The organism is Acinetobacter sp. YH12043 (assembly GCF_013419915.1).
In the GTDB taxonomy this organism is placed as follows: domain Bacteria; phylum Pseudomonadota; class Gammaproteobacteria; order Pseudomonadales; family Moraxellaceae; genus Acinetobacter.
In genome coordinates this window covers 18,045-42,356 of record NZ_VOZD01000008.1, presented here as the reverse complement: position 1 = coordinate 42,356, position 24,312 = coordinate 18,045, and the positions used below count along the sequence as shown (strand labels likewise).

General features: G+C 44.0%; 21 protein-coding genes and 1 tRNA gene. 12 read left to right on the top strand and 10 right to left on the bottom strand.

The features are described 5' to 3' along the window. Window positions 1–237 precede the first annotated feature (237 nt). The 3 genes from FTU01_RS05615 to FTU01_RS05605 all read left to right on the top strand — a co-directional run bounded on the left by FTU01_RS05615 (window position 238) and on the right by FTU01_RS05605 (window position 1,974). Window positions 238–702, top strand: coding sequence for an Hsp20 family protein (locus FTU01_RS05615; protein WP_004783582.1), 465 nt, complete (start codon window positions 238–240; stop codon window positions 700–702). 99 nt (window positions 703–801) lie between these two features. Then, a complete protein-coding gene (locus FTU01_RS05610) occupies window positions 802–1,353 on the top strand; it encodes a hypothetical protein (protein ID WP_159123057.1) in 552 nt (183 codons plus the stop codon). Window positions 1,354–1,578: 225 nt separating this feature from the next. Beyond that, window positions 1,579–1,974, top strand: a complete 396-nt coding sequence (locus tag FTU01_RS05605) for a hypothetical protein (RefSeq protein ID WP_004783587.1) — start codon at window positions 1,579–1,581, stop codon at window positions 1,972–1,974. Window positions 1,975–2,035: 61 nt separating this feature from the next. Here FTU01_RS05605 and infC read toward each other — a convergent pair whose 3' ends face one another. The 4 genes from infC to FTU01_RS05585 all read right to left on the bottom strand — a co-directional run bounded on the left by infC (window position 2,036) and on the right by FTU01_RS05585 (window position 7,208). Next, window positions 2,036–2,587 carry a translation initiation factor IF-3 gene (infC, locus tag FTU01_RS05600; RefSeq protein ID WP_081400954.1) on the bottom strand — a complete coding sequence of 184 codons (552 nt, stop codon included), beginning with the start codon at window positions 2,585–2,587 and terminating at the stop codon, window positions 2,036–2,038. A gap of 5 nt (window positions 2,588–2,592) precedes the next feature. Beyond that, window positions 2,593–4,515 carry a threonine--tRNA ligase gene (thrS, locus tag FTU01_RS05595; protein WP_159123058.1) on the bottom strand — a complete coding sequence of 641 codons (1,923 nt, stop codon included), beginning with the start codon at window positions 4,513–4,515 and terminating at the stop codon, window positions 2,593–2,595. Window positions 4,516–4,742: 227 nt separating this feature from the next. Then, complete coding sequence (locus tag FTU01_RS05590; RefSeq protein ID WP_159123059.1) at window positions 4,743–5,912, bottom strand: alanine racemase; 1,170 nt, start codon at window positions 5,910–5,912, stop codon at window positions 4,743–4,745. A 12-nt stretch (window positions 5,913–5,924) separates the two neighbouring features. Beyond that, the gene (locus tag FTU01_RS05585) at window positions 5,925–7,208 is read right to left on the bottom strand and encodes a D-arabinono-1,4-lactone oxidase (RefSeq protein WP_180048044.1); all 1,284 of its coding nucleotides are present in this window, start codon (window positions 7,206–7,208) and stop codon (window positions 5,925–5,927) included. Window positions 7,209–7,449: 241 nt separating this feature from the next. On the opposite strand from FTU01_RS05585, the gene FTU01_RS05580 reads away from it, so the two are divergent. Beyond that, on the top strand, window positions 7,450–9,093 hold the full coding sequence (locus tag FTU01_RS05580; RefSeq protein WP_180048046.1) for an acyl-CoA synthetase: 1,644 nt from the start codon (window positions 7,450–7,452) through the stop codon (window positions 9,091–9,093). Between the two features lie 264 nt (window positions 9,094–9,357). Here the strand turns inward: FTU01_RS05580 and FTU01_RS05575 are convergent. Then, a tRNA-Leu gene (locus FTU01_RS05575) sits at window positions 9,358–9,444 on the bottom strand. Window positions 9,445–9,611: 167 nt separating this feature from the next. Here FTU01_RS05575 and queA point away from each other — a divergent pair. The 8 genes from queA (at window position 9,612) to secF (ending at window position 17,869) form a co-directional block, all read left to right on the top strand. Continuing rightward, entirely contained in the window at window positions 9,612–10,646 is a 1,035-nt protein-coding gene (queA, locus tag FTU01_RS05570; protein WP_180011730.1) for a tRNA preQ1(34) S-adenosylmethionine ribosyltransferase-isomerase QueA, read from the top strand. Window positions 10,647–10,664: 18 nt separating this feature from the next. Further along, a complete protein-coding gene (locus FTU01_RS05565) occupies window positions 10,665–11,693 on the top strand; it encodes a hypothetical protein (protein WP_159123073.1) in 1,029 nt (342 codons plus the stop codon). Between the two features lie 25 nt (window positions 11,694–11,718). Continuing rightward, window positions 11,719–12,288 carry a LemA family protein gene (locus tag FTU01_RS05560; protein WP_034702415.1) on the top strand — a complete coding sequence of 190 codons (570 nt, stop codon included), beginning with the start codon at window positions 11,719–11,721 and terminating at the stop codon, window positions 12,286–12,288. Between the two features lie 110 nt (window positions 12,289–12,398). After that, window positions 12,399–13,253, top strand: coding sequence for a DUF4303 domain-containing protein (locus FTU01_RS05555; RefSeq protein WP_180048050.1), 855 nt, complete (start codon window positions 12,399–12,401; stop codon window positions 13,251–13,253). Window positions 13,254–13,375: 122 nt separating this feature from the next. Further along, window positions 13,376–14,506 (top strand): tRNA guanosine(34) transglycosylase Tgt, encoded by a 1,131-nt coding sequence (tgt, locus tag FTU01_RS05550; RefSeq protein WP_004783611.1) that lies wholly within the window; start codon window positions 13,376–13,378, stop codon window positions 14,504–14,506. Between the two features lie 100 nt (window positions 14,507–14,606). Beyond that, complete coding sequence (yajC, locus tag FTU01_RS05545) at window positions 14,607–14,936, top strand: preprotein translocase subunit YajC (RefSeq protein ID WP_004783613.1); 330 nt, start codon at window positions 14,607–14,609, stop codon at window positions 14,934–14,936. A 52-nt stretch (window positions 14,937–14,988) separates the two neighbouring features. After that, a complete protein-coding gene (secD, locus tag FTU01_RS05540; RefSeq protein WP_180138490.1) occupies window positions 14,989–16,887 on the top strand; it encodes a protein translocase subunit SecD in 1,899 nt (632 codons plus the stop codon). Between the two features lie 7 nt (window positions 16,888–16,894). Then, a complete protein-coding gene (gene secF, locus FTU01_RS05535) occupies window positions 16,895–17,869 on the top strand; it encodes a protein translocase subunit SecF (RefSeq protein ID WP_180138488.1) in 975 nt (324 codons plus the stop codon). Between the two features lie 49 nt (window positions 17,870–17,918). On the opposite strand, the gene FTU01_RS05530 is transcribed toward secF, so the two are convergent. The 5 genes from FTU01_RS05530 to cysM all read right to left on the bottom strand — a co-directional run bounded on the left by FTU01_RS05530 (window position 17,919) and on the right by cysM (window position 24,171). Then, entirely contained in the window at window positions 17,919–18,575 is a 657-nt protein-coding gene (locus FTU01_RS05530) for a hypothetical protein (RefSeq protein ID WP_180138486.1), read from the bottom strand. Between the two features lie 93 nt (window positions 18,576–18,668). After that, window positions 18,669–20,978, bottom strand: coding sequence for a bifunctional (p)ppGpp synthetase/guanosine-3',5'-bis(diphosphate) 3'-pyrophosphohydrolase (locus FTU01_RS05525; RefSeq protein WP_179992984.1), 2,310 nt, complete (start codon window positions 20,976–20,978; stop codon window positions 18,669–18,671). A 44-nt stretch (window positions 20,979–21,022) separates the two neighbouring features. Beyond that, complete coding sequence (gene rlmD, locus FTU01_RS05520; protein WP_180138484.1) at window positions 21,023–22,399, bottom strand: 23S rRNA (uracil(1939)-C(5))-methyltransferase RlmD; 1,377 nt, start codon at window positions 22,397–22,399, stop codon at window positions 21,023–21,025. Between the two features lie 6 nt (window positions 22,400–22,405). Beyond that, complete coding sequence (locus FTU01_RS05515) at window positions 22,406–23,224, bottom strand: 3'-5' exonuclease (protein WP_159123080.1); 819 nt, start codon at window positions 23,222–23,224, stop codon at window positions 22,406–22,408. A 17-nt stretch (window positions 23,225–23,241) separates the two neighbouring features. Next, entirely contained in the window at window positions 23,242–24,171 is a 930-nt protein-coding gene (gene cysM / locus FTU01_RS05510; RefSeq protein ID WP_034702431.1) for a cysteine synthase CysM, read from the bottom strand. Window positions 24,172–24,312: the final 141 nt, after the last annotated feature.

Here is a 24,312-nt window from a genome sequence, read left to right as displayed (position 1 = left end):
CTTACTTCCGCATATTTTGTTATAGATTCAGCAGTAAAATCGCTAAATTCAAAGCATTATTTTTAGCTCAAGATGGGTTCAAATATTTTTAAATCTTGAGGCTTGAAAAGCTTCGCCTCAATCCTATATTAGAAATAGAGCAATGATCTATTCAGGAGATTGTTTCTAATCACTGAGTTCATATTGAAGAATTGCATGTTGTTTAAAAAACTTTTCTGAGATCAGGAGGTAAGATCAATGAGCAATTTCAGTCTTAGCCCACTATTCCGTCGTAGTATCGGTTTTGACCGCTTTAATGACCTTTTTGATTATGCAATGCAAAGTGAGGCACCGAACTATCCACATTACAACATTGAAAAAACCGGCGACAACAATTACCGCATTGTGGTTTCTGCTGCCGGATTCAATGAAGACCAGCTAGAGATCAATCTGGAAAATCAGGTTCTGACCATTAGCGGTAAAGCGGTGGAAGAAAATTCAGATACGACTGTGGAATTCCTGCATAAAGGCATCGCCCACCGTTCATTCAAATTGTCTTTAAGACTGGATGAACATGTAGAGGTACAACAAGCTGAATTTGAAAATGGTTTATTGAAAATCGAATTGCAGCGCAATGTGCCAGAAGAAAAATTGCCTCGTCAGATTCCGATTGGCAAAAAGCTGTTAGCTGAAAAAAATGAATCTAACGAGCAGCAAAGCTGATCCTCAACGAAAAGAAAGGCCCGAATGGGTCTTTCTTTTTTAGGACAGAATCCTTAAGCTTGAAAGTGTTCAATTTTCACTCCTTATAAAAATAATAATATGAACACATCAGACATTATTCTGTTTCATCAAAGTGCCCAGACGATGAAACATATGGGACTTCTCCTTCTTTGCTATCCCATTGGGATTTTGATGACCTTATACCTTCATACTCCAGATCCTCCTTCCAGTTTTATTCGAGGATTGGTATTTTTATGGCAGGAGTCTCCAAGCTTTTATGGCTATATGCTGGGTTTCCTAATGCTATCGCTCTTGGTATATAGCATTAAACTAAAAATCACCTCGCGGACAATTTATTATACTTTGGCAGGATACCGGATCAGCCTGTGTTTATATCGTGAAGCCGTCCATTATAGCTTTATCAATCCTCAATATGATTCAATTAAGGCACGTACCAAACGCTGGCTAACCAGACTTCCCGCTCATCAAATTAATCAGCGAGATGGCACTCTCGATTTTATTCTTTGTCAGTCCAGTTGGCGCGACCGGCTCTGTTTAAGATTATTCCGGATTCATTTATCGATGTTTTCCCGTCAGCAAGCTAAAGAAATTATTCAGGCCATGCACAGTGCTTGGAATTTAAGATCATAAAAGCTGATTCAAAAGCAATTTTAATCATGAAGTTTAAGCTGAAAGAAATTTATCTCATCAGATTTCAAAGGACAAAAAGCAGTTATTAAAAAATGGTGTTCTGGTTGGGACTTTCCCCTATCACCACATATAGTTGATTTACATAAAATTTCGGCTATGCTTTTCTGAAACAGAATAAAACATTCAATAAATACCATAGATAAAAAAATCTGCCGTAGGTGCACTATGAATTATGTCCGTCGCAACGCCCTAAGTCCATTCATGCTATTGGGCTTGCTCTTCTTTTTATTGATTGTCATTTTACTGCTATTGTTTGGCTGGCCACATTATAAAGTTTGGAAACAAGGGATGGATGGTCAGGCAGCATTGGCTGAAGCAGAACAATCTAAAATGATTCAAGTGCAAGTTGCAAAAGCGGAACTGGAAAGTGCCAAACTGCGTGCAGAAGCTATTAAACTCGTTGGGCAGGCAGCTAAAGATTATCCTGAATATCGCAAGCAGGAATTTATTGGTGCATTTGGTGAAGCCCTACGTGAAGGTCGTATTCAACAAATAATTTATGTACCCACTGAGGCCAATATTCCGATTGTAGAAGCAGGAAAATCCTACCCTACTCAATAAAAAATTAAGTTACCTCATAAAAAAGCCCTGCAAATGCAGGGCTTTTTTCATCAAGAGATGCTTACTTTTTCTTTTTAGGACCAAGCAGCATACCCATTTGACGACCTTCCATTTTTGGTGCTTGTTCAACAACACCATATTCAACGACGTCTGCTTCAACTTTTTGCAGTTGAGCCAGACCCAGTTGCTGGTGAGCCATTTCACGACCACGGAAACGCAGGGTAATTTTAACCTTGTTTCCTTCTTCAAGGAATTTGATGATTGCACGTAATTTTACGTTGTAATCACCTACATCTGTCGCAGGACGTAGCTTGATTTCTTTCACCTGGACTTGATGTTGTTTTTTCTTCGCTTCTTTCTGCTTTTGTTTCAGATCAAACAAATGCTTATTGAAGTCCATGATTTTGCAAACAGGTGGCTCAGCATTGGCTACGATCTCAACAAGATCAAGCTCAACATTTTCTGCTGCGCGCAATGCTTCCGCAAGGCTTACAATACCTTTTTGCTCACCATTTTCGTCTACAAGACGAACTTCTTTAGCACGAATTTCATCATTCAAGGCAGGACGGTTTGATTTATTACCGCCCTGTTGATTACGGTCAGGCTGTTTAATCGCTGTTACTCCACAATGTACCGGCCGCGTTCGGCAACGGCTGCTTTTACTAAGTCAACGAAAGCATCGATTGACATAGTACCCAAATTTTTTCCTGAGCGGGTACGGACATTCACAGTACCTTCCTCTACCTCACGGTCCCCAAGTACCAATAAGTAAGGAATACGCTCTAAAGTACGTTCACGAATCTTAAAGCCGATTTTCTCATTTCTCAAGTCAGAAATTGCACGAATTCCGTTTTCTTTAAGTTTCGCGACGACTGACTCACAAGCCTCGGCTTGAGCATCAGTAATATTCATGACACACGCTTGCACTGGTGATAACCAAGGTGGCATAAAGCCCGCGTAGTGTTCAATCAGTATACCAATAAAACGTTCGAAACTGCCAAGAATTGCACGGTGCAACATCACAGGCTGATCACGATCGTTGTCTTCAGTAACATAAGAGGCATCCAGACGTTCTGGAAGATTGAAGTCACATTGAATGGTACCACACTGCCAGATTCGGCCTAAGCAGTCTTTCAATGAGAATTCGATCTTCGGACCGTAGAATGCACCTTCACCTGGTTGTAAATCCCAATCTAGGCCAGCAGCATCTAAAGCATCTGCCAAAGATTTTTCTGCCATATCCCAAAGTGCATCATCACCCACACGTTTTTCAGGACGTGTAGATAACTTCATTTGTACTTCTTCAAAGCCAAAATCTTTGTATACGTCTAGTGTCAATTTGATAAAGTCTGCAACTTCAGTACCGATTTGTTCTTTAGTACAGAAAATATGCGCATCATCTTGGGTAAAACCACGTACACGCATGATGCCGTGTAAAGAACCCGATGGCTCGTTACGGTGACATGAACCAAACTCCGCTAAACGGATTGGAAGATCACGATATGATTTTAAGCCCTGGTTGAACACTTGCACGTGACAAGGACAGTTCATCGGTTTTACAGCGTAGTTACGGTTCTCTGAATGAGTCGTAAACATGTTTTCAGCATAGTTCGCTGCGTGACCTGATTTTTCCCAAAGCGTGAAATCCACCACTTGTGGTGTACGGATTTCAAGGTAACCATTTTCTTGCTGAACTTTACGCATGTATTGTTCAAGCACTTGGTAAATGGTCCAGCCGTTTGGATGCCAGAACACCATACCTGGTGCTTCTTCCTGCATATGGAACAAGTCTAAGGCTTTACCAATTTTACGGTGATCGCGTTTTTCAGCTTCTTCAATACGCTTGATATAAGCTGCGAGCTGTTTCTTATCCGCCCAAGCTGTACCATAGATCCGTTGTAGCTGTTCATTCTTCGCATCACCGCGCCAGTAAGCACCAGAAATTTTAGTCAGTTTGAACGATTTTAGGAATTTGGTATTTGGTACGTGCGGACCACGGCACATATCCAGATAGTCCTGATGGTAGTACAGGCCCATTTGAGTTTCTTCAGGCATGTCTGCGATCAGGCGCAATTTGTATTCTTCGCCACGTGCAGTGAATTCTGCAATCACTTCATCACGTGGAGTCATTTTTTTCACGACGTCATAGTCTTGATCGATGAGCTTTTTCATACGCTCTTCAATCGCAGCCATGTCATCTAAAGTAAATGGACGTGGCATCCAGATGTCATAGTAGAAACCTTCTTCAATGACTGGACCAATGACCATCTTTGCTTCTGGGAACAATTGCTTAACGGCATGACCCACCAAGTGTGCGCAAGAGTGACGAATAATTTCGACACCTTCTTCATCTTTAGGCGTGATGATGTGTAAGGTTGCGTCTTCAGTAATCAGATCGCACGCGTCCACTAGACGATCGTTTACACGACCTGCAACGGTATTTTTTGCAAGACCAGGACCGATGCTTTGAGCAACTTCCATCACAGATACGGCGTGATCAAACTGTTTTTGATCGCCATTTGGCAAAGTGATAATTGGCATATGAAATCCTTAAGGAGTGATGCCCCGTACCATGGAGCATGTCACCGCGAGATTATGATCGAGGGAGAACCTCAAAAGATAAAAACGGTGGATAAATAAAAAATCGCCTAGAATTTTACACGGCTTGAGCCAATGATTAAACCTTTTCCCTAATAAAAATAGGATTTATCACCAAAAAGTTCTTTTGAGCTGCAACGAGTTAAGATCATTATTCGCTCAAGAATTATTTATTCTCTAAAGGTTTGCCACGCTTCAAATTGCCTTTCAGCATAGACATACAAGTGAGAAAACTGGGGAATGATGGCCTCACTTTGGGTCGGCCTTAAAAACACATAATCATCGACTTTCAGTTCGCAAGATTTCGGTACCAGAACCATTTCCTGATTGCTACTGCGTCCATATAAAACATGCGGCTGGCTTTTTTCTGGAAAATAATAGTCCGCCTGCCAGTAGCCACCATACACAAATAGCGCTTTATGCTGATGTGGTAGATGATTCAGCATTTCCAGTCCAGGAATCTGGCTATAAGGCAGCACTTTTAAAATTGGTGTGGCGATCCACAAGGCACATTTTAAAGCTGAGAGATTGTCTAGATCAAAATCGCTGGGTTTAAGTAGCATGGAACCAAAAGCCAGATCATTACAAATACTCTGCTGGCAATGCTGCATAAAGGTCGGACTGCCGCCACCGTTAAAACAAAGATTTTCATGCCATAAATCAGGAAATTGCTGTTGCAGCGTCATCTTGAATTTTTGATAAATCTGCTGTGATTGTTGATAACTTTTTTCAGGACTTTTGAGAATTTTTGGCAGTTTAGCTACATGCGCATCGTAGCCCATTAATCCGGAGAATTTTAGAGACAAAGGATGCTGCTGAATCAGCTTGAGTAGGGCTATAAACTGCTCCTGACTGTTCACCCCTCCGCGATGCAGCCCCACATCAATTTCAATATTCACATTCAGGCAAAGATTCAGGCTTTGGGCGAGTTGCAGATACTGCTCCAGACGTGCCTGACTATCGATCAGCCATTGAATTTTTGCTTGAGTATTTAAGTCCATTTGACCAAACCAGCTTTGATAAAAGCGCTGCGCTGCATGAACCGGCATTGGCTTACCGAGTAGAATGTCCGCTTGCTCAAATGCTCCGATAATTTCCCGAAGATGTGGCAGATGAAATACCATAAAACGCTGGGTATTCAGCTTTTCACTAGCGAATTGAAGCAACTCAGTACTGGACAGAGATTTCACCACCAGACGAGGCTTTAACTGCGGAGGTAGTTTTGCCTGCACAACATCCAGATTATGCTGATACTGAACCAAATCCAGAATCAGTTGTGGTGTACCTGTACCCTGCTGTTTTAGGTCTTGAGTCAGTTGCTGAAAATAAGTTGATCGCATCTTCTACTCCTGCTACTTAGCCAGAAACAGTTGTTTCAAGTAGGGATTCAGCCATTTTTGCTGCGGATCCAGCTGCTGACGTAGCGCTATAAATTCAGGCCATTTTGGATATAAATCGCGCAGTGATGCAGCATGCATGCTATGTAATTTGCCCCAATGCGGTCGCCCCTGATATTTCTGAAAAATCGGTTCAATTAGATTAAAAATGACATGATAATCCTGCTTATAAAACTGATGGATAGAAATTGAAACTGAATCCCGCTGATAGAACGGACTAAGCCAGATATCATCCGCTTTGACATAACGAAACTCGATCGGAAAGAACATCGGCACACGATGCTGCCTTAAACAATGCAGCACTTCTTCCAGACACTGCAAGCCTAGTTCGACCGGAATCTGGTATTCCATTTCATTAAATCGGGTATTACGCGGTGTGGGGAAAATCTGACTGGACCAATCCACAAAACAGGTGGGTTTGACAAAAACACCGAGCAGCTTTTGCAGATAAGGATTGGTAGACGGCAATAACCGTGTCAATTCTGAGCATAACGTCAATAAACTATCTTCTGATGGCCAGCTTTCTTTTCTCGGCTGAATGCGGTCATCAGTTTCATCTAGTGTTTTCAACATGACCTGATCAGCATGCAGAAAAGCCCAAAACTCAATATGCCGATACTGATGTTTCCATTGATCGATATTGGAAAATATGTCTTTTAACGGACACAACCGGATCTGTTCTTTTAATTTATAACGCGGCCGATTTTGCAGGGTGATTTTGGTGAGTATTCCGAGACTGCCCAGTGCTACCCGCCCTGCCTGAAAAATTTCCGTATTTTGCTGCTCATCACATTGCAATAATTCGCCATCTGCAGTCAGTAATTCAAAGCCTTGAACGAAAGCAGATAAACACGGCAAATCAATTCCCGTGCCATGCGTACCGGTCGAGACTGCACCCGCCAGACTTTGCTGATCAATATCGCCTTGATTGATCAAAGCCTGATTAAGAGGGGCTAGATATTCACCCAACTCATATAAACGCGTACCTGCCTGTACAGTACATTGAGCTGTCGCTTCATCTGCATCTATCACGCCTTTGAAATGATCCAGACGAATCAAGACCTCATCGGTTTTGGCTAGTGCACTGAATGAATGTCCTGCACCCACCACACGAATCTGCGCATGTGACTTCACCAGATTTTGCAATTCATTAATTTCTTTAGGCTCAAAAATTTGAGGAGAACTGTACTGGCTTCCTGACCAGTTGCGCCATGTTGCATCCGCCTGTTGTATTTTCATTATTATTCCTTGGCTGAGGCTATATTTAACACCCATTTAGAGTAAAATACCTAAAAAGGCAAATATGGGAACCCATAGGTTCAAAAAAATCGGTGCTTAAAAATAATTTTATTAATATTCAATTATTTAAATTTTTAAAATTATACATTCGCACTCGACTAAAGCATAACTGCAAGACTTCCAAGAATTGCATATCTTTTTTAACAGGATATGAAAAATAAATATAGAACGGAGTTTTACAATGGTTAAGGCATACGATGAATTACCGCGCACCCCTGCCAATTTTGTAGCGCTGTCACCTTTACGCTATCTCGATCGCGCGGCTTATATCTACCCGAATCAAAATGCGATCATTCATGGTAAGCGTCGTATTACCTGGCGTGAAAAATACAATCGTTGCCGTCAGTTTGCCCACCAGCTCCAGAATTTAGGCATCGGTAAAAATGACACCGTTTCAGTTTTACTGCCAAACGTACCTGCGATGATCGAAGCACACTTTGCTGTGCCAATGGCGGGTGCGGTCCTGAATACCTTAAATACCCGTCTGGATGCCAAAACATTGGCCTTCATGCTGGAACATGCTGAGACCAAAGTACTGCTGGTCGATCCAGAATTTTCTGCAGTTGCAACAGAAGCTTTGGCTCTGGTTCCACAGCAAGACATTTATGTGATTGATGTGGCTGATGAGGAATTTGAGGGTGAAGATACCCGTATCGGCCAGATTGAATATGAAGACTGGCTAGCTCAAGGCGATGCCAATTTTGAATGGCATTTACCGGATGATGAGTGGAATGCAATCAGCCTGAACTACACTTCTGGAACCACAGGCAATCCGAAAGGCGTGGTTTATCATCACCGTGGTGCCTATATTAACGCAGCCAGTAATATCATTGCCTGTGGCATGATGCCGCGTGCCACTTACTTATGGACCTTACCACTGTTCCACTGTAATGGCTGGTGTTTTGCCTGGACCATGGCAGCCAATGGCGGTACGAACGTCTGCTTACGTAAAGTTGATCCGGAACTGATCTTTAAGCTGATTGCTGAACATAAAGTGGATTATTTCTGTGGTGCACCGATTGTGCTGTCTATGTTGATCAATACCCCTGAAGAGAAAAAGACCAAGTTTGATCACCGCGTCGAAGTGATGGTAGCCGGTGCTGCGCCTCCTGCTGCAATCATTGAGGGCATGCGCAATATCGGTATTAATGTGACTCACGTCTATGGCTTGACCGAGACCTACGGCCCTTCTGCGCTCTGTGCGTCTCAGGCAGGCTGGTCAGACCTGTCGATTCAGGAACAGGCACAACTGCATTCTCGTCAAGGTGTACCATATCCACTGCAAGATGGCATGAAAGTGCTTGATCCTGACACCATGCAGGAAGTGCCACATGATGGTCAGACCATGGGTGAAATCATGTTCCGTGGCAACATCGTCATGAAAGGTTATTTAAAGAATCCGGAAGCAACTGCTGAAGCCTTTGCCGGTGGCTGGTTCCATACTGGCGATCTGGCAGTATGCCAACCTGATGGTTATGCAAAAATTACCGACCGCTCTAAAGACGTGATTATTTCGGGTGGTGAGAATATTTCATCGCTGGAAGTGGAAGAAGTTCTCTATCAGCATCCTGCCATTCTTACGGCAGCCGTGGTGGCAAAACCAGATCCACGCTGGCAGGAAGTACCATGTGCCTTTGTCGAACTGAAAGCAGGACAAACTGCCACAGCAGAAGAGATTATCGAATTCTGCAAGCAACATCTGGCGCGTTTTAAAGTACCTAAAGATGTAGTGATTACCGAGATTCCAAAAACTTCAACCGGGAAATTGCAGAAATTTATCCTGCGTGACTGGGCCAAAGAACGCTCAACGGGTGAATTTTCTTAATTTATTAAGACTGTAATATCTAGCTCCACTCCTGAATTTTATTTTTAATAGTGAAAAAAGAAAAATTTGGTGAGTGGGTTTTTTTTATATTCAGAATAAAGGCAATTAGTTTATTTAAGTGCTGATTAAGGTTCTTATCCTGAAAGATGCCTTACCAAATTAAAGATACAGAATGCGATCAATCAATGAGGTCCACATCTACGTGCTTATTTTTAGGCAATAAAAAACCCCAAGACTTAATATGCTTGGGGTTCTTCAGAATCTTGGTCCCGAGGGTCGGACTCGAACCGACACGTCATCTCTGACAGCGGATTTTGAGTCCGCCGCGTCTACCAATTTCACCACCTCGGGAGTGGATGACGGCTATATTACTCTGTTTCAAAAACTTGTCAACGCAGAAAAAACACATTTGCCTAATTTTAAAACAATTCTTATTTTTTTGTTTTATAATCGAGCAATTCCCGCCATAAAAAAGAAAAAAGTTTATACTAGCCGCAGTTTTTTTATCGTAAATTGTCATGCAACTTTCTGATTTTAGTTTCGATCTCCCTGATGAGCTGATTGCTCGCTATCCTCTTGAACAACGTAGTGCTTCCCGCCTGTTACACCTTGATGCACATGGCCAATATCACGATCACCAGTTCACCGATATTCTGGATTTATTGAATGAAGGCGATTTGCTGGTTCTGAACGATACCAAAGTGATGAAAGCGCGCCTGAAAGGTAAACGTGCCTCTGGTGGTGCAGTTGAAGTACTGGTTGAGCGTATGATGGATCAGTTCATTGCGCATTGTCATATCAAGGCCAGCAATACACCTAAAGCTGGTGCAGAATTATTTATTGGTCCAGATGAAGTCAAAGTCACCGTTCAAGGCCGTCATGAAAATCTGTTTATTGTCGAGTTTTCTCAGCCGATTCTGGATGTTTTAGACAAATACGGCGCGCTACCAATTCCACCCTATTTCAACCGTGAAGCGGAAGAGATTGATACGGTTCGTTATCAAACCGTTTTCAATGATCCGACAAAACTGGCCAGCGTTGCTGCTCCTACCGCTTCCCTGCACTTCGATGAAGAATTGCTGAAGAAACTGGAAGAAAAAGGCATTCAGAAAACCTTTGTGACCTTGCATGTCGGTGCAGGTACTTTCCTGCCAGTTCGTACCAATGATATCGAAAACCATATCATGCACAGCGAATGGTGTCAGGTATCGGATGAATCCATGGAATTGATCAAAGCCACCAAAGCACGTGGTAATAAAGTGATTGCTGTCGGTACGACCGCAACCCGTGCGACCGAAAGTGCGGCTCAGGCCAATGGTGGTGAACTGAAAGGCTGGACCGGTGATACTCAAATCTTCATCTATCCGGGTTATGAGTTCAAAGTGGTGGATCGTCTGATTACCAACTTCCATTTACCAGAATCTACCCTGCTCATGCTGGTTTCAGCTCTATCTAACCGCGAAAATATCCTGAATGCTTACAAGCACGCGGTTGAAAGCAAATACCGCTTCTTTAGTTATGGCGATGCCATGCTGATTGATCAAGCGCAATAATCAGCAGGAAACCTCCCCATGCCGATCGAGTCTGTGCAGCACTCCATTCATATTCGACGCAAGAAAAATGAAGTGGTGTTTCGCAATATCGCCCGGCTCTGGGATCTGGGTCGTCAGGCCAAAAGCCATCAGGAATTATTGGATGGCTTGCATCCATGGAACGGCCCAATTAGCTTAAAATTTGAAAATAATTTACCGTTTGCTCTGGCCGGAATCGGACTCTTTCTGATTGGCTGCATCTTTGTGGCACCGGCCAATATCTGGATGCAAAGCGGTGTTTTCTTTGGATGCCTACTGGTATTCTGGGCTTATATCAGCTATGAACATCGCCAGCCACTAGATGAAGTCATTCGCTATCTGGAAGATGAGGCGCTCGCCAAAAAATACCAGCTGGCTTTTCAGAAACAGCCACAACATATTTCTATTCCACTCAATCCCCTACATTTTATTAGCCATTTAAAACGTCTGTTCCCGGTATTTAATCAAGGTTCTCTAAGTAATGAGATTTCACGCTATGCCAGCACTGTCTGGGAAGATGAAGATGGTCAACAACATCAGGTTCTGGTCTTTCAATATCATTATGTGCACGAAGTTCAGGTACGCAATAAGGAAGGTCAGCCGGTCAAACTGACCCAGGTACATAAAGACCTTTGGGGGGTATTTGTTTTTGATGTTCAGATTCAGGGGCTAGCCGTGACTACCTCCAGAAAGAAATTTCATTATCCTTATGCTCATCCTTGGCACAGCAGCGACATTCGCACCAACCAGAAATTAAATTTCTTTGGCAGTGATCCGATGCAAATGGCCAAAATACTCACACCCGGTTTTGTACTTCGACTGGCGGACTTTTTTGAGCAGCGTCAGGGCAATTTACTATTTCACCCGGAAAGCCATATGCTCTGCTATCTGGGACCACATGATTTATTTCAGGTATCCAGTAAACACGATAAAATTAACGATATTTCCACATTGCGTGGCCATCTCAGAACGTTTAAATTAATAGAATTGGAAAAGTTACATACTGATCTGACGCAATTTTTAAAATAATTATTTTTTTCTGGGGACTACTTTTATGGGATTTTTTGTTTTTGTCATTATCCCGCTTCTGGTCATTATTGCCATTATCATGATTCGTAACAGCATTGTGCGTCATCATAACTCCACTATTCGTGCATGGTCCGATGTCGCCAGCTATGAGCGGCAAAAACTAAAAATCCTGGATGGTCTGCAACCTCTGGTTGAGCAATATTCCAGTTTTGAAAAAGGCACTTTAGAGAAAGTCACTGAACTGCGCCAGAACATTATGAACCTGAATATCCAGGATGCCGATATTGCCCAGTTACAACGGGTTGAAAACCTGAATAAAGAACTGATGCGCAGCCTGAATGTGGTGATTGAAAACTATCCTGAACTGAAAGCAAATGACATTTACCTGAAAATGATGAATGAAATTGAAGAACAGAATGAAAATGTCGGTGCTGCGATTACCATCTACAACCGCAATGTTGAACTCTTCAATAACCAGATTCAGATTTTTCCGCACAATATTATCAATAACATGTTCCTCAGAAAGAAAGCAGTACGCCCTTTCCGTGACCAGACTGTGAGTCAAAACTTTGACTATCGTCCGAACTTCCACTGAGAAAAATCATTACATTTTATAGTTTTTGATTTGCAATACATTGGCTTATGATGAAATAGCGAGAGATAAAGCAATACACTTATAAAACCCAATAAAAAGAATAAAAAATCATGCTGGATTATTTAGAACACTTGCAACAGACGCTGGTCAAGGAATTTTATCAACTGTATGATCGCTATCAGGATGATCACATCTATGCCTGTAGTCTGGTCTTTGATGAATTTTTGCTGCTGGATGATCTGGCGATTTCCACAGAACGTAGCATTTTCCAGGATCCTGAAGATCCACTGCAATATCTGGCCGAACAGGATCGCTGGAATGTACGAAAATGGCGCTATAGAACTCAAGCCTCTTCACAATCTAAACTCGTGCCTTTTAAAACTTGGCTGGCAGAGTATTTTAAAACCCAGCATAGTTTTGGCCATCCTGTCTTAGCTCAACAAAAACAGCTTCCTGCTACTCACTTGGATTTATTGCTAGAAACTTTTAAGCAAGCCAAACGCAAATTATCTGAAGCTTATGGCCTGGATCTAGATTCGATTATCTTTTTCCTCAGCGTTCCGACCCAGACCGAATTTGAATGCCGATCTGCACTTGAACTCAATTCTGACAGTCGCTTATTGCAGGACTTTTTAGCTTTCAGACAGACCCTGTCTCAACCGAGAGTCAATAAACGTTTAAAACTCTCACAAAGTGATAAGGATATTCTGATTGATCTGGAACAGATGCTGGCTATGGAGCCTTATGACTATTTGCAAGTGGCGCAGGATGCCTATTTACTAACGCTGGAATCTTATTTTGTCGACAGCAATATCTATATCCAAAAATTGATCCAGCATATTGCTGCCATGGCGGCTGAACCTGATGGTAGCTGTGCCTTGAGCCGGGAAGAAATTATGCAGCGTTTACAGCAATTTTCTGCAAACTTACCTCTTTCACCTGATATTTCCTCTATTCATCGATAAATAAAATTACAGAGTGAATTCTCTACAATGCTGGCGTTTAAGGTCAGAATCAAGGAAAATAGCGCCCTTTAATTCGCATTAGTAATCAGCGAACTGTTTTTTCGCCTTGATTTGGAACTCTTATGAAGTTTGAAAAATTAGGTCAGTCGGGTCGTGCCCGTCGTGGTCGTTTAACGCTTGAACATGGCGTAGTAGAGACACCCGTCTTTATGCCAGTTGGTACTTATGGCACGGTTAAAGGCATGTTGCCACGTGATGTTGAAGGTATTAAAGCACAGATTATCCTCGGTAATACTTTCCACTTATACCTGCGTCCGGGCCTTGAAGTCATCAAGCAGCATGGTGGCCTGCACGGTTTCATGAAATGGGATAAACCGATTCTGACTGACTCAGGCGGCTTCCAAGTCTTCAGTCTGGGTGCAATGCGCAAGATTGAAGAAAAAGGCGTGACCTTCCGCTCCCCGATCGATGGTTCAAAAGTTTTCCTTTCACCTGAAATTTCAATGGAAATTCAGCATACGTTGAACTCCGATATCGTGATGATTTTTGATGAATGTACGCCTTATCCTGCAACCCATGAAGAAGCGCAGAAATCTTTGCAGCTGTCTTTACGTTGGGCTGAGCGCTGCAAGAAACATCATCATGATGAACTCAACAATAAAAATGCCCTGTTCGGGATTATTCAGGGCGGGATGTATGAAGACCTGCGCGATGAATCCTTAAAAGGCCTGCTTGAGATTGACTTCGACGGCTATGCGATTGGCGGTCTGTCTGTCGGTGAACCGAAAGAAGAAATGATCAAGGTACTGGATTATCTTCCGAACAAAATGCCGGAAAATAAACCGCGTTACCTGATGGGTGTCGGCAAACCGGAAGATATTGTTGAAGGTATCCGCCGTGGTGTAGACATGTTCGACTGCGTCATGCCAACCCGAAATGCACGTAATGGTCATTATTTCGTGACCGATGGTCTAGTGCGTATCCGTAATAGCCAATACCGTCATGATCAAAGCCCACTTGATCCACATTGCGATTGTTATACCTGTCAGAACTTTACCCGTGCTTATCTGTTCCATTTAGAGAAATGTGGAGAAATGCTGGGTTCTATGCTCGGCACCATCCATAACCTGCGTTATTACCAGCGTTTTACTGAAGATATCCGCAACGCGCTGGATAACGGAACTTTTGATGAATTTGTTCAGGACTTTTACGCTCGTCGTGGCCTGGAAGTTCCACCTTGTCCACAAGATTAATCTTTCAGCATTTGCGCTGAGGAAAAAGACAGGGTAAATTGCAAGAATATGTCAATTTATTATCAAGTTGATCACCAGTTTTTTATTTTAGGAAAATGAAATGAGCCTATTTATTTCGACTGCTCACGCTGCAGGTGAAGCTGCACAACAACCAAGCTTGATGGCTAACCTTTTGATGATTGCGGTTTTTGTTGCAATCTTCTATTTCTTGATCTGGCGCCCTCAATCAAAACGTGCCAAAGAGCACCGTGCTCTGGTTGACAGCCTTGGCGTAGGCAGCGAAGTCGTTTTTGCAGGCGGCTTAATGGGCAAAATCACTAAAATTGAAGGTGATTTCGCAGTCGTTGAATTGAGCCGCGGTGTAGAAGTCAAAGTTCAACGTGCGAGTGTGATCTCAGTTCTGCCTGAAGGCACTTTAAATAACATTTAATCAAAATTAGTCGTGCTCCCCGCACGACTTTTTCATTTTAAGAAGAAAACGAATGCGTTACCCAGCATGGAAATATGTGCTGATCCTGGTTGTCCTGGTGGTCAGTACTTTATATGCCCTGCCAAGTTTGTATCCAGATGAACCTGCTGTACAGATTTCGGGTGCCAAAGCCGGTACTCAGATTGACGCAGGCATCGTACAAAAAGCAGAGCAGATTTTAACAACTGAAAATATTGCAACTCACGACAATAGCTTTAGTAATAACGCTGCTTTATTACGTGTAAATTCAAGTGAAGCACAGCTGAAAGCCAAAGAAGCTTTACGCCGTGGTTTAGGTGATGAATACGTCGTAGCACTTAACCTTGCTCCAACCACTCCAGAATGGCTACAGAAAATTGGTGCCAAACCAATGAAACTGGGTCTGGACTTACGTGGTGGTGTTCATTTCCTATTAGAAGTGGATATGGACAAGGCGATTGCACAGCGCATGGACACCTCTGCAACTGACCTGCGCCGTCAGCTGCGTGATAACAACCTGAAATTCAATAGCCTGAATTTAAGCAATAACACCATTGTTGTGCAGTTTGCCAATAATGAGGATCGTGCTGCCGTCATGGATTTCTTGCGCCGTAATGGCAATGAATTCAACCAGCAGGCCGTGGCGACTGAAACCGGTTCGACTTTACGCCTCAACTATACCGATACGCGTAAGCAGGAAATCGAATCTTATGCGGTGAACCAGAACTTAACTACTTTACGTAATCGTATTAACGAGTTAGGTGTGGCTGAAGCGCTGGTACAAACCCAAGGCAGCAACCGTATTGTGGTTGAACTTCCGGGTGTACAGGATACCGCAGAAGCAAAACGTGTCTTGGGCCGTACGGCGAACCTGGAATTCCGTCTGGTGTCTGATCTGAATGATCAATACATCGATCCTTATACTGGTCAATTAAGTGGTACAGCTCCAGCAGGGACTCAAGCATTTGCTTATGAATCTCTGGACAGTGGTCGTCAGTTATTGCTGAACCGTAACCGTATTTTGACTGGTGAACGCGTACAAAATGCATCTTCTGGCTTTAGTCAGGATACTGGCGGTGCTGAAGTTAATATTACTTTGGACAGCGCTGGCGGTAAATTGATGGCAGATGCCACACGTAATGCCGTAGGCAAACGTATGGCGGTACTGTTCATCGAGAACAAGCAAAAGATCAGCTACGTAGAAGATCCGGCAACTGGTGCACAAACTGAAGTGCGTACACCATATACTGAATCTGTGGTGATTAACGCTGCAACAATTCAGGCAGTATTAGGTTCTCAATTCCGTATTACCGGTCTGGACTCACCTCAGGAAGCTTCTGAGCTTGCCTTGATGCTACGTGCCGGCGCTCTGGCCGCGCCAATGTATTTCGTTGAAGAACGTGTGATTGGTCCAAGTCTGGGTCAGGAAAATATTGATAAAGGCGTACTCTCTACTCAAATCGGCTTCATTCTGGTAGCAATCTGGATGGTCGTATTCTTCCGTCTATTCGGTGTCATTGCCAACTTCGCACTGGTTGTTAACCTGGCGATGATTCTGACTGTCATGTCATGGATTGGCGCTTCCCTCACCCTGCCGGGTATTGCCGGTATCGTGATTACCATTGGTATGGCGGTCGATGCCAACGTACTGATCTGTGAGCGGATACGGGAAGAAATGAAATGGGGCGCCTCGCCGAAACAGGCAATTGTGGCCGGTTATGATCGAGCCTATAACACCATTTTCGACTCGAACTTAACTACCTTCCTGGTAGCGTTCATTCTGTTCGCAATTGGTACTGGTCCGATCAAAGGCTTTGCTGTGACCCTGATGATTGGTATTGTCTGCTCGATGTTTACGGCGATTACGGTAACCCGTGCGATCGTACAGATCATCTATGGCAAAAAACGTAACTTGAAAAAGTTGAGCATTTAGGAGATCGATGATGACTGAAAATACTCAACTGAATCAAAAACAGTATGGTCGTCCTGAAGACGAACGTATCATTCCGTTTATGAAGATTGCATTGCCTGCGGCAGTGTTCTCTATCATCCTGACGGTTGCCAGCATCTTCTTTATTGCGACTAAAGGCTTGAACCTCGGTCTGGACTTTACCGGTGGTGTATCAGCAGAGCTGAACTACACGAATCCAGTAAAACCAGATGATGTGACTCAGGCACTCAGCAAATCTGGCTTTGATGATGCTGTCGTGCAGACGCTGGGCTCGGAACGTGACCTGATGGTACGTATGCCGGTACAGGAAGATATTGAAGCAGAAGACCTTACCAAAGCCGTTACTGCAGCAGTTCAGCTGCCAGGCAATGCGGCTCAGGTACCTAAGGTCGATGTAGTCGGTGGACAGGTCGGTAACGAGCTGTATGTGCGTTCTGCAGGTGCAGTTGCCCTTGCCCTCTTGCTGATGCTGGTCTATGTCACCATCCGCTTTGAGTTCAAACTGGCGATGGGTGCGGTACTGTCATTGTTCCACGATATCGTGGTGACGATTGGTATCTTTGCCATGATGCAATGGCCATTTGACCTTACAGTTCTGGCTGCACTACTGGCGATCATCGGTTTCTCACTCAACGATAATATCGTGGTCTCTGACCGTATCCGTGAGAACTTCCGTAAGATCCGGGGTGCCGAACCTGTTGAAATTATCAATATTGCCTTGACTGAAACCTTACGCCGTACCATTCATACTTCTATGACATTATTACTGGTTGTAGTTGCCATGATGATCATGGGCGGTGCTGGTCTAAAATGGTTCTCGATTGCGATGTTTGTGGGTGTCTTTGTTGGTACCTATTCTTCGATCTATATCGGTACAGCCTTCGCCCTATGGCGTGGTCTGAATCGTCAGGACTTTATTGTTCAGGTGAAACCAGAATTTGAAGACGAAAATCAGCTTCCATAAGCGATCCGTTTTCGATTTCCCTATTCAGCCCATCTTATGATGGGCTGAATTATTTCTGGTCTAAAAAAATTGAATGCTGAGGCACTATGGCAATCACAGGATGGATTCTAGCTACATCAGATTTCTGGAAACTAACCTTGCGGCTTTCATCCAGACTTTGGATCTGATAGCTGTCCTGGTTTTCCGAAATCAGCTCCACAATGAGCTGCAGTCCATTAATTAAATAAAGACACACCAAGCCAGATGACTGTAATACGGCTTGCTCATCACAGACCAACCACCAGCCTGCTTTTAGGCTCGGAAAATAATACTGTCCTGTCACCTGAATGGCATAATGCTGAGGTTCCAATTTCAGCCAAGATACAAGATTTTCTGCCGAATCTATAACTTCTATTTTAAAGGCTTGCTGCTCAACAACCTGCATCTGGAACAAAGTTATTTTTACAGGACTAGATACCACTTCAATGACAGGTGCTTCAGCACGATCCAATATTAAACTTTCCAAGCCCAGTTGCTGCTCCAGCTCGCGTGCGGCCTTTTCTCCAATCTGGCGTTTACTGTTCAATAGCTGGGTAATATAAGCTGCAGACAGACCAAAGTGCTCGCAAATCTCTTTGCCATTTTTAAACTGCTGGCTATCAATCAACTGATCAATCACTTTGGCCAGATTATTTCGTCTCAGTTCAAATATTTCCGTGGCACTCATGTCTATTATTTGCCCTTTTCTCTCTTCAGCACACCTTATAACAAAAAAGCCCGCAATTGAATTGCGGGCTTTTCTAATCATGCCTAAAAAGAATCAGTTGCCTTGTACCAGACGGCGGGCACTGATAATTCCCGGCTGCTGTTCAAGACGGGCCAGCAATTTGGAAAGTTGAGCCAGGCCTTTAACTTCGATCAATAATTTCATATTGGCAATACCATCTGCTTCTGAAATGGTGTTTACCTGACGGATATTGATCTGATCTGAGAAAATCACCTGAGTCAGATCTTTAAGTAAACCACGACGGTCATAGGCTTCCACCACAATCTGTACGCTCTGACCGCGAGTCGGCTGCATTTCCCAGTCGGCTTCTACTGCACGTTCCGGTTCTTGGCTGATCATACGTACATAATCCGGACAAGCTACCTTGTGGATGCTTACACCGCGATTCAGCGTAATATAACCCGCAATCGATTCACCATGCACCGGCTGACAGCACTGGGCTACATGCAGTTCGACGTTATCCAGACCATCAATCAGAATACCATGTGCAGACAAGGTATGGCTGGCACGCGGATTCAACGCCGGTTTCAGCACCAGTTCAGGCTCATCCTGATCCAGATGCATATGACGGTTCACCTGATTGATCAGGGCATGCAGGCTGATATCACCATTCACCAGACCAATCAGAATGTCTTCACCACTTTTCACATTGAAATGGTTGCAATAATCACCCAAGTCGATTGATTTCGGGTGAATTGCTAGACGTGCCAATTCTTTATTCAGAATTTCACGACCCACTTCCAGATTCTTACTGCGATCCTGCTGACGGAACCAGTGACGTAACTTGTCACGGGCACGTGCAGTCTTGATATAACCCAGTGAATTAACCAACCAGTCCCGATTTGGTTCACGGTCTTTCTTGGTCAGAATCTCAACCTGTTCACCAGTTTTCAAGGCATAGGTTAAAGGTACATAGCGCTGGTTGACCCGGGCTGCATAGCATTTGTTGCCGACTTCCGTATGCACATGATAGGCAAAGTCGAGTACGGTTGAACCTCGTGGTAACTCTTTAATATCACCATCACGGCTGAACACATAGATTTTTTCGAAGCCTTCAAAATCTTGAATATGCTCAAAATTTTCAACTTCCTCTTCTTCATCCTTATGTGCACTGGCTTCATTGCGTTCTTGATAATGCTCAATCACTGCACGCAAGGAATGCAGACGATGATTAAAGGAAGTATCGGTATTTTTCGAACCTTCCTTATAGTTGAAATGCGAGCATACGCCAAGCTCGGCCTCTTCATGCATCGTATAAGTACGAATCTGCACTTCAAGTGACTTGTTTTCCGCAATCACAGCTGTATGTAAAGAGCGATAGCCATTGGCTTTTGGATTGGTAATATAATCATCAAATTGATGCGGAATATGTCGCCACAATTGATGTACGATCCCGAGCGTGTGATAGCACTCAGGCACGCTTTTCACCAGTACACGCAGCGCACGGATGTCATACAGCTGGTCGAAGCTCAGGCTTTTGCTTTTCATTTTCCGATAGATCGAATAAATGTGCTTCACCCGGCCGTTAATTTCAGCTTCAATGCCGTGTTCTGCCAGCTCTTCACGCAATTTATCAATCACAAACTGAATATATTGTTCGCGTTCCAGCCGCTTTTCATTCAGCAAAGAGGCAATTTCTTTATAGCGTTCTGGTGCCAGATAGCGGAAGGCCAGATCTTCGAGTTCCCATTTCAGCTGGGCAATCCCGAGACGATGCGCTAGAGGAGAATAAATGGTGAGAATTTCTCGTGCGACCCGTTCTTGCCGTTCACGTGAAGAATTGGCCAGCTCACGCAGTGCATAGGTACGTTCTGCCAGCTTGATTAACACGACGCGGACATCTTCTGTCACCGAAATCAGCATCTTGTAAATGCCAGACAGATGTTCACGCTGGTTATTATTAAAGTGATCTTCCAGGCGTTTATTTTTTTCAATCAGCTCAGACAGCTTACCCATGGACAGCGTGCCTTTGACCAGACTGTAGACCTGTTCACCGAATTTTTCCTGCACTTCTGCCAGTGGCATGACGCCTTCACGTACTGCGCGGTAAAGCATGGCAGCGGATAAGGTATCTTCATCGACATAGAGATGCGCGAGAATATCCGCCATTTCAATACCGGTATAGAAGGTATTAGAGCGATGCTGAATCGTACTTTGTAGCTCTTTTTCTAAGGTTAAACGGGCAACTTCTTCGAGCTGCTTCAGGGGAGCCCCGTCTAATATGCCACGAACCCGATCTAACCATTCAGTCAGATCCTGCTGTGCTTGTTCGGCATGTTCTACAGTCGCCTCCTGTGACAACTCAGTGAGCCGCCCAGGCAGTTGCTCACGTACTGTGACCATACCCTTCTCCTACTTTTAGATACATCATCTCTTTGATCGTTTATTTAATTTTCTTTTTCGAACAAGGCAATCGACTCGACATGTCCGGTATGCGTAAACATATCCATCACACCGGCTTTCGTTAGCTGATAACCCTGTTGTACCAGTAGCCCTGCATCTCTTGCAAGCGTAGCAGGATTACATGACACATAAACGATTCTTTTGGCACCAAACTGAGGAATATAATGCATGACTTCTTCTGCTCCAGCACGTGGCGGGTCGATTAATAATGCATCAAATCCTTGATTTGCCCAAGACTGGTGCGAAAAATCTTTGGTTAAATCTTGTGAATAGAACGAAACTTGTGCAATACCATTATTGTTAGCATTTTCCGCACCGCGTTGCACCATTTCCTCACTTCCCTCAACCGCAACCACCTGACCAGACGCACCAACACAGCGCGCCAGTGGCAAAGAAAAGTTTCCTAATCCAGAAAACAGATCCAGAACGCGTTCGCCCTGCTGTAATTGAAGCAAATCACATGCCAAGCGCACCATTTGCGGATTGATCGTTGAATTGACCTGAGTGAAGTCCAATGGATTAAAACCGAATTCCACATCAAAGTCATCAAGACCATAGTGTAAGCGTGCTGCCTGTTCAGGCTCATCAATCCGCTTCAAATAATCTTGGCCTGCAGGCTGCAAATAAAGCTGCCAACCTTTCTCTAACGTAAATTGGCGCAATCGGTTGACATCTGTTACCGATAATTCTGCGGTTTCACGAATGAGCAACGCAATGTCATGATCACCCATAGCCAATTCTATATGACCAATATCTGCCTGACCATCGAGACTTTGGAGCAATTGTTTAAGACGTGTAACCGATCCAAACTCGCGATCTAGAATCATGCAGCGGTCAATCGAGGTCAGCTTATTGGACTGGTTTTCACGAAAACCAACCACCAACTTTTCTTTTTGAGGCAGATAACGCACCCCAATCCGGGCTTTACGACGGTAATCTTCACGTTGTGAACGTAACGGTGGCAGCCATTCTACAGGCTGAATCCCGGCAAAATGCTGCAAATGTGATTTCAGAACATTCTGCTTAAGTTCAATTTGGGCATCTGGATGGATATGCTGCATATTGCAGCCGCCGCATACGCCAAAATGTGGACACACAGGTTTGACCCTGATCTCGGAAGCCTCACTGAGCAACTCAAGGCTATCCGCCTCTTCCAGTTTTTTGACTTCACGGGTAATGCGGGCACGTACGGTTTCACCCGGCAAGGCATAGCGGATAAAGACTTTCTTACCATGCTTTTCAAGTGGATGATCCGGATGTGAACCATAGTGAGCGATGCCACGTCCTTCATGTGAGAGTGATTCAACCTGAAAAATATACTCGGATTGCGGCGCTGGACGTGGTTGTACTCGACGTTTCATGAAAACCTAGGATGTGGAGATGGGAAAATCAAAACGGGTAAATTCAGTTCTTTGTGAGGTTTCACGCCAGACTGATAAAAAATCTGCATGTTGCGGCTGGGTATGCAGGTATTGAATCGTACTCTGCACCAGATGCTGATAATCAGGCAACATCAACTGGCCTTTTAGCAACAGCCAGCGAATATAGACCAACCAGGTATTGAGCACATCACCTTCGCAATAGCTGGTGAGTGCGTTCCATTGCTGGTTACGTACATATTCAGGTACATGATAGCCACCATCACCACGCTTGCCTGGATAACCCAGTAAATGAGCAACATCATCCAGTTTCTGAAAATGACGGGCATGAAACATGGCCATAACATCCATCAAATCAACATGACGCTGATGGTAACGATTCTGGTAGTTATTATAACGCTTTTGCGTATCGATTTCGCCCTGATCGAACAGACTTGGGGCAGATAAACCATGATACATGGCCCGATAAAGAATAACCGGCAGGTCAAATTGTGAGCCATTCCAACTGACTAGAGTTGGATGACGCTTTTCAAAAATGGATAAGAATTTTTTTAAAATCTCTGCTTCACTGTATTGTTCACGGCTGAAAGAAAACAGGCGCATACCCTGTTCATCCATCCATAAACCGGAAATACAGACAATCTCATGCAAAGGCAGACGCTGAAAGTCCGAGCCTGATTCCTGACGGCGTAACTTGGTCAGGGCCTGATCCAGATCAGCCTCGGGCAGATCCAGACCAAACAGATGCGCGCCTGATTTAAGATCGGTTTGGGTTTCAATATCGAAAGTTAAAACAGGCAGGCGCATAAAAGATTTCTCAAAAATTATTCAGGGTCTTGTACAGAGAATAAGCCTGTAGACAGGTAACGGTCACCACGGTCACAGATAATACATACAATTACTGCATCCGGATTTTCTTCTGCGAGCTTGATGGATGCCCAAACTGCACCGCCAGAAGATGTACCGGCACTGATACCTTCTTTTTGCGCCAGTTTACGCATGGTGCGTTCCGCTTCAATCTGTGGAATATCAATAATACGGTCGATACGGCTACGATCAAAAATCGTTGGCAAATATTCTTCTGGCCAGCGGCGGATACCGGCAATACTAGAACCATCAGATGGCTGTAGGCCCACAATCTGAATATCCGGATTCATTTCTTTCAGATATTTAGATACGCCCATGATCGTACCAGTCGTACCCATTGAGCTGACAAAGTGTGTAATTTTGCCACCTGTTTGCTGCCAGATTTCAGGACCTGTGGTCAGGTAATGCGCTTCGACATTGTCCGGGTTACCAAATTGGTTTAACACCAGACCTTTACCTTCAGCCTGCATTTGCAAGGCCAGATCACGTGCACCTTCCATGCCCTGCTCTTTGGTCACTTCAATCAGTTCAGCACCATAAGCACGCATTGCGTCCTTACGTTCCTGACTCATGTTATTCGGCATAATCAGCTGCATCTTGTAACCACGCATGGCCGCAACCATCGCCAATGCAATCCCTGTATTTCCGCTGGTCGCCTCAATCAAGGTATCACCCGGTTTGATCTGTCCGCGCTTTTCCGCCTGCATGATCATGTTATACGCTGGACGGTCCTTGACCGAGCCTGCCGGATTATTTCCTTCGAGTTTTGCGAGTACTGTGGCTTGAGTGTGACTAGCCAGACGCTGCAAACGCACCAGTGGCGTTTTGCCTACATAATGGTCCAGTAAAAATTCGTCTGCTTGAAAATCAGGGGTGGTATTACTCATTATTTGCACCTATATCGAGGTGCGGCTATTGTATGAAAAAATGCATTTCCCTGCACCCATTTATAGCAGTGCTTTTGCATAAAACTGTATAAATCACAATCGGCATGGCCAATTCATCCCGTTTTAGCTTGATAAAACTCC

Bases quoted from the DNA above. Each gene is read 5' to 3' on its own strand.
- rlmD (WP_180138484.1), bottom strand. From the start codon at position 22,399: ATGAAACGTCGAGTACAACCACGTCCAGCGCCGCAATCCGAGTATATT.
- FTU01_RS05555 (WP_180048050.1), top strand. From the start codon at position 12,399: ATGCTGGATTATTTAGAACACTTGCAACAGACGCTGGTCAAGGAATTT.
- tgt (WP_004783611.1), top strand. From the start codon at position 13,376: ATGAAGTTTGAAAAATTAGGTCAGTCGGGTCGTGCCCGTCGTGGTCGT.
- FTU01_RS05565 (WP_159123073.1), top strand. From the start codon at position 10,665: ATGCCGATCGAGTCTGTGCAGCACTCCATTCATATTCGACGCAAGAAA.
- FTU01_RS05585 (WP_180048044.1), bottom strand. From the start codon at position 7,208: ATGAAAATACAACAGGCGGATGCAACATGGCGCAACTGGTCAGGAAGC.
- FTU01_RS05515 (WP_159123080.1), bottom strand. From the start codon at position 23,224: ATGCGCCTGCCTGTTTTAACTTTCGATATTGAAACCCAAACCGATCTT.
- FTU01_RS05530 (WP_180138486.1), bottom strand. From the start codon at position 18,575: ATGAGTGCCACGGAAATATTTGAACTGAGACGAAATAATCTGGCCAAA.
- FTU01_RS05590 (WP_159123059.1), bottom strand. From the start codon at position 5,912: ATGCGATCAACTTATTTTCAGCAACTGACTCAAGACCTAAAACAGCAG.
- FTU01_RS05605 (WP_004783587.1), top strand. From the start codon at position 1,579: ATGAATTATGTCCGTCGCAACGCCCTAAGTCCATTCATGCTATTGGGC.
- cysM (WP_034702431.1), bottom strand. From the start codon at position 24,171: ATGAGTAATACCACCCCTGATTTTCAAGCAGACGAATTTTTACTGGAC.
- secF (WP_180138488.1), top strand. From the start codon at position 16,895: ATGATGACTGAAAATACTCAACTGAATCAAAAACAGTATGGTCGTCCT.
- thrS (WP_159123058.1), bottom strand. From the start codon at position 4,515: ATGCCAATTATCACTTTGCCAAATGGCGATCAAAAACAGTTTGATCAC.
- yajC (WP_004783613.1), top strand. From the start codon at position 14,607: ATGAGCCTATTTATTTCGACTGCTCACGCTGCAGGTGAAGCTGCACAA.
- queA (WP_180011730.1), top strand. From the start codon at position 9,612: ATGCAACTTTCTGATTTTAGTTTCGATCTCCCTGATGAGCTGATTGCT.
- FTU01_RS05580 (WP_180048046.1), top strand. From the start codon at position 7,450: ATGGTTAAGGCATACGATGAATTACCGCGCACCCCTGCCAATTTTGTA.
- secD (WP_180138490.1), top strand. From the start codon at position 14,989: ATGCGTTACCCAGCATGGAAATATGTGCTGATCCTGGTTGTCCTGGTG.
- FTU01_RS05525 (WP_179992984.1), bottom strand. From the start codon at position 20,978: ATGGTCACAGTACGTGAGCAACTGCCTGGGCGGCTCACTGAGTTGTCA.
- FTU01_RS05610 (WP_159123057.1), top strand. From the start codon at position 802: ATGAACACATCAGACATTATTCTGTTTCATCAAAGTGCCCAGACGATG.
- FTU01_RS05560 (WP_034702415.1), top strand. From the start codon at position 11,719: ATGGGATTTTTTGTTTTTGTCATTATCCCGCTTCTGGTCATTATTGCC.
- FTU01_RS05615 (WP_004783582.1), top strand. From the start codon at position 238: ATGAGCAATTTCAGTCTTAGCCCACTATTCCGTCGTAGTATCGGTTTT.